Below are 13,333 nucleotides of genomic sequence, written 5' to 3'. Positions count from 1 at the left end.
ACAGGGAAACACGGCTGAATGATTGCGCGCCGCCGCGGTCGGAACCTGAGTACGCACCATTAATTGAAGGAGCACCCATGAAGTCGAAAACCTTAGCCGCTTGCTTGCTGGTCGCTGCCAGCTTTTCCACGGTCAGCGCTGTAGTGCAGGCCGGCGATACCCCTCAGGAAACCGTGCAACCTTCAAACATCAACGCTCGCGACTTGAAAGAGGGCGACCGTGCGCCGGATATCCTGATGCGCAAGGAGTCAGCCATCAGCGATTGGAAAAAACACGGCCTCAAGCAGCCTGAAGAAGAAAGCCAGTGGGCGCGTGTAGGCGACAAGTACGTCCTGCTCAAGACCACCAACGGCACCATCCTCGAGATTACGCCAGTCAAGAAATAATCCCGCGGGGGCACCTGCTCGTTTTATGTTTCTTGCGTTAAGGTAACCGACCGCGATGGTCGCGTTACCTTTGAAGAACGAGAGCAGGATGCTTGCCACCATAAGAAACTACCCCCGCACCGTGAACCTGTTGCTGTGCGCCACGTTGCTGCTGACGCTGGCCAAGGCCATCACCTTTCCTTACCTCGTGATCTACCTCACCAGCCATTTCGCCTTGGACATTACCCAGGTCGGCCTGGTAATCGGCAGTTCGCTGATCGTCGGTTCGCTACTTAGTGTCTACGGCGGTTTCCTGGTCGACCGCATCAATAGCTATCGGCTGTTGCTCGGCTTGAGCCTGGTGTTTGTGCTGGGGTTTATCGGCACGGTGCTGGCGCAGAATATCTGGGCGTTCTATGGCTGCCTGATCCTGATCAACCTGGCTTATGCCGTCATCGATATTGCGGTGAAAGCCGGCTTCGCCAGCCTGCTGCCCGAAGACGCGCGCAGCGAAGTGTTTTCCATCAAGTACACCCTCACCAATATCGGCTATGCCGTAGGGCCGTTCTTTGGCGCGATGGTGGCCAAGCTGGATATCAGCCTGCCGTTTATTCTGTCGGCGCTGTTGGGGCTGGTTTTTTTTCTGCTGTATGGGCGCTGGGGTGACCGTAACTTGGCCACTGTGGACACCACGCAAAAGCCGGTGCCGTTTCTCGCCGTCGCCCGCGTTTTGCTGCAGGACCGTCGCCTGGTGTGCTTCACCCTCGGCGGTTTACTCAGCGCGGTGGTGTTCGGCCAGTTCACGGCCTACCTGTCGCAGTACCTGGTGACCACCACGACCGCCGAATACACCTACACGGTGATCAGCGCGGTGCTGACCACCAATGCCGTGCTAGTGATTGCCTTGCAGTACTTGATTGGCCGGCGCATCTCGCACCGTTACCTGAGCCAGTGGCTGATCGCTGGCTTGAGCATGTTCATGCTGGGGTTGATCGGATTCGGGCTGTCCACCAGCGTGGTGGGCTGGGTGCTGGCGATGGCGGTGTTCACCGTCGGGGAGATCATCGTGTTCCCGGCCGAGTACATGTTTATCGACCGAATTGCCCCGGACCACCTGCGGGGCATGTATTACGGGGCGCAAAACCTGTCCAACCTCGGCGCCGCGTTGGGGCCGGTGCTGTGTGGCCTGGTGTTGGCCAGCCTGCCAGCCCATTACATGTTCTACATGCTGGGGGCGTTTATCGTTGCAGGCGGAGTGTTTTATTTCATGGGAGCGGCGATAAAGGCAGATCATCCAGCGTGAGCTTGCCGACGTTGTTGCTTTGCAGCTCGTAGCGCAATTCATCCACCATTTTCGCCACTTCCTGCGGGGTCTGCAGGCGGTTGGTGCTGATGCCGGTCACCACCAAGTCGACACGACCGGTCTCGGCGTCGTAGACCTTGAGGGTCAAGGACGCGTCCCGGCACAGGGTGAATTCGCACGTCAGCGGTGACAGGCCTTCTTCGATGCAGTTGCGCAGTTGAGAGAGGGTAAACATGCGGGTTCCTTCTAGGCATAAATACGATCCCTTGAAGGTTATTGCTTGCACCGCCGCTCAATAAGGCGAATTCGCACTAGTCGCACTAGTGCATTTGCAGGGTCAGGGTTTGTTTTTCAGGCGCAAATCACCGGCAAACAGCCCGCGTTCACGGGCCCAGACGATCGCTGCACTACGGCTGTGCACCCCCAGCTTGGAATACACCGTGGCCACATGGTTACGCACGGTGTTGGGCGCCAGTTTCAGGCGCGAGGCGATCTCTTTGTCCGCCAGGCCCTCGCAGATCAGGCCCAACACATCGCGCTCGCGGGCGGTGAGGTCGGTGAAGGAAACGTTCGGCAGGTTGGGGCTGTTGACGCTCTTAGCGTTGGCCAGCTTCTCGATCAGGGTCTGGCTGAACCAGGACGCGTCCTGCATGACTTCCTCGATGGCCGCCACCAGTTCCAGCTCCGAGCGTTTGCGCTCGGTGATGTTCATCAGCACCATCAGGTAGCAGGGTACGTCCTGAATAATTACGGTGTCGGCGGACACCACGCAGTCGATCACCTCGTTGCCTTTCTTGCGCACCTTGAGGTCCTGGCCCTCTAGGTTCCCGGCTTTCTCCAGGGTGGCGAACAACTGTGCACCCGCCTGGGGGCTGTCGATGAAGTTGATGTCTTCGATGGATTTGCCGATCAGTTCTTCGCTGATGTAGCCGGTGATGCTCATGAAGGCTTCGTTGATGTCCACCACCTGGCGGTTGTCGGCACTGCACACCAGGGTCGGCACGGGCGTCAGACGGAAGGATTTGGCGAAGCGCTCTTCGCTCTGGCGCAGGGCGATTTCGGCTTTGCGCCGCGGCTCAAGGTCCGTGAAGGAAAACAGCATGCAGTCTTCCTCGTTCATGTCCAACGGTTGGCCGGCGACGATCACCAGTTTGCTGCCACCTTCGGGCAGCCTCAGTTCGGCCTGCATCTGCGGGATGGTCGCGCCTTCGCCCAGGCGCTGGATCGCCAGGTCCTTGCGCTCGGCCTGTTCCAGCACATCCAGCTCATACACGGATTTGCCGATGACCTGGTCGCGGTTATAGCCGGTCATCTCCAAAAAACCCTGGTTGACCTTGATGTAGCGCAAGTCGCTGAGGCGGCAGATCACGGCGGGCGCCGGGTTGGCGTTGAAGGTTTTCTCGAAGCGTTGCTCGGCGCTGGCCCATTCGGTGGCGTCGCTGAGGATCAGCACCAGCAACTCCGGCTCACCCTGGGCGTCGGTCAGCACCAGGCTGCGCAGGCGATGCACCCAACTGCGGTGTTCGTCGTCGGCGGGTGTGACCTCCACCACCACATCGCTGAACTCTTCACCGGCGGCCACGCGGCTGAGGGGGTAGCTGTCCAGTGCCAAGGGGTGGTTGTTGCGGTAGCGCAGGGCAAAGCGCTTGGCGTACGCCTCGGTATTGGCGCCCAGTTCCTTGACCTCGCTGACCCCATGCATGGTCAACGCCGCTTCATTGGCCCAGAGAATGGTCTGGTCGACCTCGGCCAGGATCACACCGTCGGACAGCCCGGAGATGATGGTTTGCAGTTGGCGGCGGTTGGTTTCTTTGGCGAGAACATCCTGGGTCATAACGTCTCCGATTAGGGCAGGGCAAGGCACATTGGGTTACGACATCCCGGCTTCAGGATAGTGCAGAGTAATTGCCTACGGGGCAGTGCGAATGCACCAGGCTGCCTGGTGCATATGGGCCAGGACTGAACGTATGTCGTTTCGCCACACTCACACCCATCAAGGCACATTGCCTTGCTCCTCAATTTGAAAAGGACCTTTGTATGACCACTGTCTATGAAACCAATCGATCGCTGTTTCGTGTGTCGTGGAGCTCGGTATTGGCCGGTAGTGCAATCGCACTGGTCACCTACCTGGTCTTGAGTGTGTTGGGCACCGCCATTGGCGCCAGTGCCGTTGACCCGATGGAAGCGGGCAACCCGTTGAGCGGTTTTGGCACGGGTGCGGGTATCTGGTTGTTTGTATCGACACTGGTCGCCATCGCATTGGGCGCGTTCGTGGCCGGCCGCACGGCACCGGATCGTGGCGGCCTGCATGGGGTGCTGACCTGGACCCTGACCACCTTGCTCACCACTTGGCTGCTGGCGGGCCTGGCGTCCAGCGTGGTCGGCACTGCCGGCAACGTGGTGGGCAAAGGCCTGTCCGCAGCTGGCAGTGGCATTGCTGCCGCCGCGCCGGGGATTGGCAATAGCATCAAGCAGCAGTTGAACGAGCAGGGCATCGAGCTGGACTGGAACAGCCTGCAAGGCCAACTGGATACCTTGCTCAAGCAGAGCGGCAAGGCTGAGCTGGACCCTGCCAATGTTGAGCAAAAAGCCGATCAGGCAGCAGCCGATGGCAAGCAGTCGGCCACCGATGCAGCGACCAACCCTGCCCAGGCCGGTGATGAGCTCAAGCAGTGGTTCGAACGTGTGAAAGCGTCCGGCGAGCCAGCCCTGAATGCAGCGGATAAAGAGGCGCTGGTCAACATCGTCGCGGCCCGCACTGGCAAGAGCAAAGAAGAAGCCACCCAGATCGTCGACAACTATGCCCAGGCTTATCAGCAAGCCATGCAAAAGGTCGATGAGCTGAAAAAACAGGCGGAACAGAAAGCCCGTGAAGCCGGTGAAGTCGCAGCCAAGCAACTGTCCCGCGCGGCCTGGAGCACCTTGGCCATGCTGCTGTTGGGCGCGGCCTTGAGCTTCTTTATCGGTCGTATCGCGCTGACTACCCGTCGCGTGCCCTTGGCTTAAAACTGTCTGCGGCAAGGACGCCGCCTGTGTGAAGGGGTAAAATGCTGGCATTTTACCCTTATCCCACAAAGGTGCCCCTTGAGCGCAGGCAAAGCCGTCGGACTGTTATTACTCACTTCCCTGTTGGCGGCGTGCGGCACCTCGCCGCCACGCACGCCCAACGACCTCTGCGGTATCTTGCGCGAAAAAGACGACTGGTACGACGCCGCCAAAGTCACGCAAAAGCGTTGGGGCGTACCGATCCAGGTGCCGTTCGCGATCATGTATCAGGAGTCGGGCTTTCGCCACGACGCCAAGACCCCGCGTAAATACCTGCTGTGGATCATTCCCTGGGGCCGCGTCTCCACCGCTTCCGGCTATGCCCAGGCCAAGGATGAAGTGTGGAACGACTACCGCAAAGCCACCGGCCGCAGCGGCGCTGATCGCGAAGACTTCGACGACGCCATCGACTTTATCGGCTGGTACATGGACAAGACCTACACCATCAACGGTGTCTACAAATACGACGCCTATGGTCAGTACCTGAACTACCACGAAGGCTGGGGCGGCTACCGCCAGCGCACCTACGCCAGCAAAGCCTGGCTGCCACCGGTGGCAAGCAAGGTGCAAGCGCGTTCGCAGATGTATGCGCGCCAATATGCCGGGTGCAAGGATGAGTTGGGGCGAGGGTTCTGGAGCCGGTTCTGGCATTGGTTGTAAAGGCTTCTGGATGCATGCAGATTCAATTGTGGGAGCTGGCTTGCCTGCGAAAGCGGTAGTGCAGACACAGATGCAGTGACTGACACACCGCCTTCGCGGGCAAGCCCGCTCCCACATTGGATCTGTATGCATTCCAGCGAGCGGTCCACCATGTGGGCCATTCCCCTGCACTTGCCAAACCCATCCGATTCTGGGAAAACCCCTGCCCTTCACCCCTTCAATGAGAACCCCATGAGCAACGACGAACTGCAGGTCACCGACATCCGCCTGGGCGACGGCAAAGCCGTGGTCAAGGGCGCGCTGATCACCACCCAATACACCGGCACCCTGGAAGATGGCACGGTGTTCGATTCCTCCTGGGAGCGGGGCAAACCGTTCCAGTGCGTGATCGGCACTGGCCGCGTGATCAAGGGGTGGGACCAGGGCTTGATGGGCATGCAGGTTGGCGGCGTGCGCACGTTGTATGTACCGGCGCACCTGGCCTATGGCGAGCGCTCGATGGGCGCGCATATCAAACCCAACAGTAACCTGCGTTTCGAGATCGAATTGTTGGAAGTGCTGACGCGGGATGATTGAGGTGGCCGAACATGGACGGTGCTTGGCGTTATGCGCAGGCGCTGCCTGAGCGCTTCAGTTCTGGCTCTTCAACCCTGATCCCAAACCTGCCCGACAGCTCCTTTCGCCCCTTGGGCGTCACCGCCAGCGCCCGGCTATCAAGGTCCTGGATAACCCATTTGCGGCTGATGACGGCCTGTAGCACAGCGGCCCCCAGTGCGCCGGCGAGGTGAGGGCGGCGCATGCTCCAGTCCAGGCATGCGCAAGCGAAACGACGCCGCTGCGCCCTTACGGTTTCTACCTCGATACCGAGGCCTGTCATCGCTTTTTCGCCCTCCACGCTGAGCTGATACGTACCGTCACCCGCGTCCGACATGCTCAGCCAGCCGGAGTCGAGGAAATAGTCGTGCAGTTGTACCGCCAAGGACCCCGCCATGTGGTCATAACAGGTTCGCGCGAGCTGCAACCGACTGGGGGTAGTCGAAACAAACCCGGTCTGAGCGTTTCGGCTGATCACCATGAGGGCTTCGATGGCTTTGGCCACGTGAGCGTCTGCCAGGCTGAAGTAGCGGTGCCTGCCCTGGGTGTGCAGTTTTATCAAACCGTCCTCTTTAAGCCTTGCCAAGTGCGCGCTCGCCGTAGAAGCACTGACGTCGGCGATGACGGCCAGTTCCGTACTGGTGCGGGCGTGGCCGTCCATCAGCGAGCACAGCATTTTCGTCCTTGCAGGTTCGGCAATCGCGCCGGCGACACGCGAAATGGCGGTGTCATTGCTTTGGGAATCCATATTTCGTTCCTGAGCGAATTGTCGGTGTGACGGTTGTTCGATAGTAGCCGTTCTTTGCGAAAAGGACTGCCAAAATGACGCCGTTTGAAGCCGTTACCCATGCCGACCCCTACGATTATTACGCACGCCTCAGACGACACAGTGAACTGGTCTTTGATGCAGATCTTGGTTTATGGATTGCCAGTGGCGCCAGCGTTGTCGAGGCCATCCTGGAGCATCCCGACTGCCTTGTACGCCCACTGCACGAGCCGATTCCAGCGGCCATTGCTCAAGGCGCGGCAGGCGATATCTTTGGTCGTTTGATGCGCATGAACGAGGGGGCGCAACACCGCTGCCCCCGGATGGTTATCGAGCCGGCCTTGGGCTCGTTAGGAACCGAAAATCTCGCGGGCATTGTGGCGCGGGTTGTCGAGACATTGGATGACCCCGTCGGTAACCCGAACGAGTGGATGTTCAGGTTACCGGTTTCGGTCATTGCGACCTTGATAGGTTTTGCACCCAGCCAGTTGCAGGAAGTCGCGCAACTGACACGGGAGTTTGTCGCCTGCCTATCGCCATTGAGCGACGAAGCTCAACTCAGTGAAGCCCATTGCGGGGCGGCTCGGCTGAGGCAGATGTTTCAGGTGCTGCTGAGCAACGATGATAAGGGTAGCGGCGTGTTGGAGCGTCTTTATGACGAATACCAAGCCTCAGCCTGGAAAGACGATGAGGCGTTGATAGCGAATCTGATTGGGCTGTTGTCACAGACCTGCGAAGCCACTGCCGGCCTGATCGGCAACACCCTCATAGCGCTCCAACGAAACCCTGACCTGCAAGCTACCCCGATGCGCGTCGCTGAGTGGGTGGCAGAGGTAGCGCGCCACGACTCACCGGTACAGAACACCCGGCGCTTCGTTGCACAGCGCTGCACGATTGGCGGCAGCGTTCTAGAGGCGGGCGATACCGTTTTACTATTGCTTGCTGCTGCCAACCGAGATCCCGCCGTCAACCCAGACCCCGACAGCTTCTTGCTCAAACGAACTCAACGACGAACCTTCAGCTTCGGCGCAGGCAGGCATCAATGCCCAGGCCAGTCCTTGGCATTGGCTATTGCCTCAGAGGTGATTTCGGCATTCTTGCATCGACGGCCAGACTTATCTGCCCTTGCTTATCGCTGGGATTATCTGCCTTCCCTTAATGGCCGCATCCCGAGGTTCTACCGTGATGAGGAGACTCAACAATGATCGCTGTTATTTTTGAAGCCTGGCCACATGAGGAGCACTACCAGCGTTATCTCGACCTCGCTGCCGAACTCAAGCCTCTGCTCGCTCAAATCGATGGCTTTATTTCAGTTGAGCGTTTCCAGAGCCTGAGTGAACCTTCAAAACTACTCTCCCTATCATTCTGGCGTGACGAGGCAGCCATCCAGCAGTGGCGCAGCCTTGAGCTACATCGAGCCGCTCAGTCAACAGGCCGTCGGCAGGTTTTTGCTGACTACCACCTGCGCATTGCCCAGGTGGTGCGCGATTACAGTCTCGAGGACCGTGCTCAAGCGCCGACCGACAGCAGGCAGGCGCATGAGTAAAAGCAGCACACCGCCTTCTGTAGGAGCGAGCTCGCTCGCGAAAAACTCGAAGGCGCCGCGTTCATTCAGCAAGCATGCGTTACCGTTGACGTTTTTCGCGAGCAAGCTCGTTCCTACCGTTGTTACCTGAACCCATCCTGAAGAATTTTCTTATTCACCATGCAGGCACTTTCCTACGGTTTACTCCGCCAACATCGGGGCGTAAGCTTCGCGCGTTTTCATCAATAGCGGAGACCCTCAGTGGGTACTTGTTCGAGTGACAGTCGTCGGCCGGTTTCGGTAACCGGCCTCTTGGCAAGGTAACGCGCATTTTCCAGATGCCGTTGTCTCGCCTCACAAAGCGAGAAGCGGCATCCCGGCGGTGGCCAGTCCTGGCGCCTGCCTGATTCCCTCTCATCGACGCTGACCAGCACCTGGGTAACGCCTGGATGCTACGGACGCGCCTGCCTGTTACGGCGGGCGGGCCAGGTTCGGCTGTGCCTGTGTGACGGGCGCGGTGTGGACGGGCAGTACCTGCACGACGGTTTTTCCTCGCGCAGGAGTTACACCATGAACCTCACTTTGCTCAAAGAGTTCTTCGCCGGTTTCCTGCGGACCCGGCATATCGCCCGGCATTTTCGCCGCCTGGCGATGCTGGAGACCGTGACCGACGCCAGCGTCAGCCGCGAAGTACCGCCTAGCCTGGCGCAGACACTGGTGGCATCTGCCAACCGCAGCACCGTGCAATTGCTGGGTGTACTGGGCAGCCACGCCGAGGGCCTGAACACCCAGGAAGCCGACGCCCTGCGTATGCAATACGGCCTCAATGAAGTCGAGCACGAGCAGCCGCTGCCGTGGTGGGTGCACCTGTGGCATTGCTACAAGAACCCTTTCAACCTGCTGCTGACCCTGTTGGCGGTGATCTCCTGGCTGACCGAAGACATGAAGGCCGCCACGGTGATTTTCTCCATGGTGGTGCTCTCGACCCTGTTGCGCTTCTGGCAGGAGGCCAAGTCGAACAAGGCCGCCGATGCCTTGAAGGCCATGGTGAGCAATACCGCGACGGTGCTGCGCCGCGATGCTGCCAAGCGCATTGAACTGCCGATCAAGCAACTGGTGCCGGGCGATCTGATTGTGTTGTCGGCCGGCGACATGATCCCCGCGGACTGCCGCGTGCTCAGCGCCAAGGACTTGTTCGTCAGCCAGGCGGCGATGACCGGTGAATCCATGCCAGTGGAGAAGTTCGCCCACCAGCAGGACGCCCACACACGCAACCCGCTGGAACTGGAGAATATTCTGTTCATGGGCACCAACGTGGTGTCCGGCGCCGCCACGGCGGTGGTCCTGGCCACCGGCAACAGCACGTACTTTGGTGCCCTGGCGCAACGCGTCACGGCGACGGACCGTGCGACCACCTCGTTCCAGCAGGGGGTCAACAAGGTCAGTTGGTTGCTGATTCGCTTTATGTTCGTGATGGCGCCGCTGGTGCTGTTCATCAACGGGTTCACTAAAGGCGACTGGACCGAGGCGTTGTTGTTTGCGCTGTCGATAGCGGTGGGCCTGACCCCGGAAATGCTGCCCATGATCGTCACCTCGACCCTGGCCAAGGGTGCGGTGTTTCTGTCGCGCAAGAAGGTGATCGTCAAGCGCCTGGACGCGATCCAGAACTTCGGCGCGATGGACGTGCTGTGCACCGACAAAACCGGCACGCTCACCCAGGACAAGATTTTCCTGGCGCGCCATGTGGACGTGTGGGGCCAGGAATCGGACGACGTGCTGGAAATGGCCTACCTCAACAGCTACTACCAGACCGGCTTGAAAAACCTGTTGGATGTGGCCGTGCTTGAGCATGTGGACATCCATCGCGAGCTGAAAGTCGGCACCGCGTTCCACAAGGTTGACGAGATTCCCTTCGACTTCAACCGCCGCCGCATGTCGGTGGTGGTGGCCGAGCAGCACCAACCGCACCTGTTGATCTGCAAGGGGGCGGTGGAAGAGATTTTGTCGGTATGCAACCGCGTGCGCCATGGCGACGTCGATGAAGTGCTGACCGACGAACTGCTGGCGCGCATTCGCCAGGTGACCGCAGCCTTTAACGAAGAGGGGCTGCGGGTGGTGGCGGTCGCGGCGCAGCCGATGCAGGCAGGACGAGACACCTACACCCTAGCCGATGAGAACAACCTGACGCTGATCGGCTACGTGGCGTTTCTCGACCCACCCAAAGAGAGCACCGCACCCGCCCTCAAGGCCCTGAAGGCCCACGGCGTGGCGGTCAAAGTGTTGACCGGCGACAACGAACTGGTCACGGCGAAGATCTGCCGCGAAGTGGGCCTGGAACAACAAGGCTTGCTGATGGGCAACGACATCGAAGCCATGAGCGACGCCGAACTGGCCCTGGCCGTGGAAACTACCAATGTGTTTGCCAAGCTCACCCCCAGCCACAAGGAACGCATCGTGCGCCTGCTCAAGGCCAACGGGCATGTGGTGGGCTTTATGGGCGATGGCATCAACGATGCTCCGGCGTTGCGCACGGCGGATATCGGTATTTCGGTGGACAGTGCGGTGGACATCGCCAAGGAAGCGGCCGACATCATCCTGCTGGAGAAGAGCCTGATGATCCTGGAAGAGGGCGTACTGGAAGGCCGGCGCACCTTCGCCAACATGCTCAAGTACATCAAGATGACCGCCAGTTCCAACTTCGGCAACGTGTTCTCGGTGTTGGTGGCCAGTGCCTTCATCCCGTTTTTGCCGATGCTGCCGATGCACCTGCTGGTGCAAAACCTGCTGTATGACATCTCGCAGATCGCGATTCCGTTCGACAACGTCGATGACGAGATGCTTGCCACGCCACAACGCTGGCAGCCAGGCGAGGTGGGGCGCTTCATGCTGTTTTTCGGGCCGATCAGTTCGATCTTCGACATCACCACGTTCGCACTCATGTGGTATGTGTTTGATGCCAACACGCCAGACCACCAGACGCTGTTCCAATCCGGCTGGTTTGTGGTGGGGCTGCTGACCCAGACCCTGATCGTGCACATGATCCGCACCCCGAAAATCCCGTTTCTGCAAAGCCGTGCAGCGCTGCCGTTGATGCTGATGACCGGCGTGATCATGGCCGTGGGGATTTTCCTGCCGATGGGGCCGTTGGCGCATTACTTCAAATTGCAGGCGCTGCCGTCGCTGTACTTTGTGTTCCTGCCGGTGATTTTGCTGGCGTACATGGCGCTGACCCAAGCGGTGAAAGGCTACTACATCCGCAGGTTTGGCTGGCAGTAGTGAGTGCCATGCAACACCGCAAACCCTGTGGGAGCCGGGCTTGCCCGCGATGGCGGTGTATCAGTCGCCAGATTCATTGGCCGGTGTACCGCTATCGCAGGCAAGCCAGCTCCCACAGGAACCCACGGTGTTTTCCAATTTGTCGCTGCATTCATGGAGATTTTTTATGCAGGCAATCAACAACATCAACCTCAACTCCCTGGTCGACACCGTCGTCAGCCTCAGCGCGGCATTTATCCTCGGTGGCTTGATCGGTTTCGAGCGCCAATATCGCCAGCGCACCGCGGGGCTGCGCACCAATGTGCTGGTGGCGGTAGGCGCGGCGATCTTTGTCGACATGGCCAACCGGCTCGGTGGTGCGGAAGGCGCGGTGCGCGTGGTCGCTTACGTGGTGTCGGGCATCGGCTTTTTGGGGGCGGGTGTGATCATGCGGGAAGAGGGCAATGTACGCGGGCTTAACACTGCCGCGACCCTCTGGGCTTCAGCGGCGGTGGGCGCCTGTGCCGGCGCCGACCTGATCCTTGAGGCATTGCTGGGTACGCTGTTTGTGCTGGCGGCCAACACCTTGCTGCGGCCGATCGTCAATAACATCAACCGCCAACCCTTGGACGTGGTGTCGGCAGAGGTTACCAATATCCTTTACGTGATTGCGCGACGCAGTCAGCAACAGGCCGTGATGGTGTTGCTGGAAGCCGAGTTGGCACGCTGCAACTACCCAGCCAGTGATGTCGATGTGCGGCCGTTCGGCAGCGACGAAGTGGAAATCGAGGCCATCCTGGCCGCCACGTCGGTGGATGGTGATGAGCTGGATGCACTGGTAGCGCGCCTCTCAACTTCAACCCTGGTGGTACAGGCTTTCTGGAGCCCGAGTACTACCGACTGACCCTGATGAGTTAGCCAGGATTGGCTAAGCTTGATTGTGGAAAAATCCTACATCTAGTCCGGATTATCCCTTCAGTTGAAACATCATTGCGTTGCTAAGGTTGGGCACTTGCGGCTGTTGGGTCATTGAGGTCCGGCGTCCGTGATTATGCTGAGTTAATTGAAGGGGCCAGACACGGCTTGGTTACCGTACTGATAAGGCAGCGCCGCTCGTCGGAACTGTCATTTCTCACAGGTACCCAGATCCGGTGTGATGTGTAAGGGTATTTTGTCCACATAGGGAAGTTTTATGAGCAAAGCATTAATTGTGGATGACCATCCGTTTATCCGGGCGACGGTCAAACACCTCTTGCAGTTGGAGGGTTTTGTTGAAATTTTTCAGGCAGGGGATGGCGCAGATGCCATGCAATTGGCGAGGGAGCAACGTCCCGAGCTGATCATCCTCGACCTGGCGATGCCTAAATTAGGCGGGTTGGAGGTCATCAGCCGGATCAAGGCGTTGGGCTTGCCGTGCAAGATTCTGGTGCTGACGTCCTACCTGGCAGTGTTCTTTTCCACCCGCTGCATGCGCGCCGGCGCCATGGGGTTCGTCGCCAAGACCGGCGAACTGGATGAGCTGCAAAAGGCTATCAAGGCGATCATGTCGGGCTACAGCTGCTTCCCCAGTTTGCCGACCAGTTCGGTGCGGCGCGACGATTTGCAAGAAACAGAACGGCAGATGATCGAATGTTTGTCTGACCGCGAACTCACCGTACTGCAAATGCTCGCCCTAGGGTTGGGCAACAAGGAAATCGCCGAGCAAATGCTGCTGAGTCACAAGACCATCAGTACCTACAAGACTCGACTCAAGGAGAAGTTGCGAATGTCCTCGGTAGTGCACTTATCCAAGTTTGCCCAGCGCAACCATCTGATCTGAT

13 protein-coding genes are annotated in these 13,333 nt (G+C 59.2%); 10 read left to right on the top strand and 3 right to left on the bottom strand.

The annotated features are described in order from the left end of the window. Positions 1-77 precede the first annotated feature (77 nt). Positions 78-386: an RcnB family protein gene (locus tag TX24_RS08475; protein WP_003190352.1), complete on the top strand. Its 309-nt coding sequence runs from the start codon at positions 78-80 to the stop codon at positions 384-386. 88 nt (positions 387-474) lie between these two features. Beyond that, entirely contained in the window at positions 475-1,668 is a 1,194-nt protein-coding gene (locus TX24_RS08470) for an MFS transporter (RefSeq protein ID WP_034135282.1), read from the top strand. Here TX24_RS08470 and TX24_RS08465 read toward each other — a convergent pair. Then, positions 1,631-1,903, bottom strand: coding sequence for a DUF1652 domain-containing protein (locus tag TX24_RS08465; protein WP_003190355.1), 273 nt, complete (start codon positions 1,901-1,903; stop codon positions 1,631-1,633). The genes TX24_RS08470 and TX24_RS08465 overlap by 38 nt on opposite strands. A 102-nt stretch (positions 1,904-2,005) precedes the next feature. Beyond that, the gene (locus TX24_RS08460) at positions 2,006-3,502 is read right to left on the bottom strand and encodes a PAS domain S-box protein (protein ID WP_003190358.1); all 1,497 of its coding nucleotides are present in this window, start codon (positions 3,500-3,502) and stop codon (positions 2,006-2,008) included. Between the two features lie 203 nt (positions 3,503-3,705). Between TX24_RS08460 and TX24_RS08455 the strand changes: the two genes are divergently transcribed. The 3 genes from TX24_RS08455 to TX24_RS08445 all read left to right on the top strand — a co-directional run bounded on the left by TX24_RS08455 (position 3,706) and on the right by TX24_RS08445 (position 5,949). Then, positions 3,706-4,674, top strand: a complete 969-nt coding sequence (locus tag TX24_RS08455) for a hypothetical protein (protein ID WP_019821429.1) — start codon at positions 3,706-3,708, stop codon at positions 4,672-4,674. A 78-nt stretch (positions 4,675-4,752) separates the two neighbouring features. After that, positions 4,753-5,373, top strand: coding sequence for a transglycosylase SLT domain-containing protein (locus TX24_RS08450; RefSeq protein ID WP_003190361.1), 621 nt, complete (start codon positions 4,753-4,755; stop codon positions 5,371-5,373). Positions 5,374-5,604: 231 nt separating this feature from the next. Beyond that, complete coding sequence (locus TX24_RS08445; protein ID WP_003190363.1) at positions 5,605-5,949, top strand: FKBP-type peptidyl-prolyl cis-trans isomerase; 345 nt, start codon at positions 5,605-5,607, stop codon at positions 5,947-5,949. A 28-nt stretch (positions 5,950-5,977) separates the two neighbouring features. Here the strand turns inward: TX24_RS08445 and TX24_RS08440 are convergent, their stop codons facing one another. After that, positions 5,978-6,715, bottom strand: a complete 738-nt coding sequence (locus TX24_RS08440) for an ArsR/SmtB family transcription factor (protein WP_003190365.1) — start codon at positions 6,713-6,715, stop codon at positions 5,978-5,980. A gap of 74 nt (positions 6,716-6,789) precedes the next feature. Between TX24_RS08440 and TX24_RS08435 the strand changes: the two genes are divergently transcribed. The 5 genes from TX24_RS08435 (at position 6,790) to TX24_RS08415 (ending at position 13,332) form a co-directional block, all read left to right on the top strand. After that, positions 6,790-7,938 (top strand): cytochrome P450, encoded by a 1,149-nt coding sequence (locus TX24_RS08435; RefSeq protein WP_057710143.1) that lies wholly within the window; start codon positions 6,790-6,792, stop codon positions 7,936-7,938. Next, positions 7,935-8,279, top strand: a complete 345-nt coding sequence (locus TX24_RS08430) for an antibiotic biosynthesis monooxygenase family protein (protein ID WP_057710142.1) — start codon at positions 7,935-7,937, stop codon at positions 8,277-8,279. Before TX24_RS08435 ends, TX24_RS08430 begins: the two co-directional genes overlap by 4 nt. Before the next feature lie 549 nt (positions 8,280-8,828). Then, positions 8,829-11,534, top strand: coding sequence for a magnesium-translocating P-type ATPase (mgtA, locus tag TX24_RS08425; RefSeq protein ID WP_057710141.1), 2,706 nt, complete (start codon positions 8,829-8,831; stop codon positions 11,532-11,534). 166 nt (positions 11,535-11,700) lie between these two features. Next, positions 11,701-12,417: an MgtC/SapB family protein gene (locus TX24_RS08420; protein ID WP_003190369.1), complete on the top strand. Its 717-nt coding sequence runs from the start codon at positions 11,701-11,703 to the stop codon at positions 12,415-12,417. A 288-nt stretch (positions 12,418-12,705) separates the two neighbouring features. Then, positions 12,706-13,332: a response regulator transcription factor gene (locus TX24_RS08415; protein ID WP_003190370.1), complete on the top strand. Its 627-nt coding sequence runs from the start codon at positions 12,706-12,708 to the stop codon at positions 13,330-13,332. Position 13,333: the final 1 nt, after the last annotated feature.

Origin of the sequence: Pseudomonas lactis, assembly GCF_001439845.1 — a bacterium.
In the GTDB taxonomy this organism is placed as follows: domain Bacteria; phylum Pseudomonadota; class Gammaproteobacteria; order Pseudomonadales; family Pseudomonadaceae; genus Aquipseudomonas; species Aquipseudomonas lactis.
This window is presented reverse-complemented; position numbering and strand designations above follow the sequence as displayed.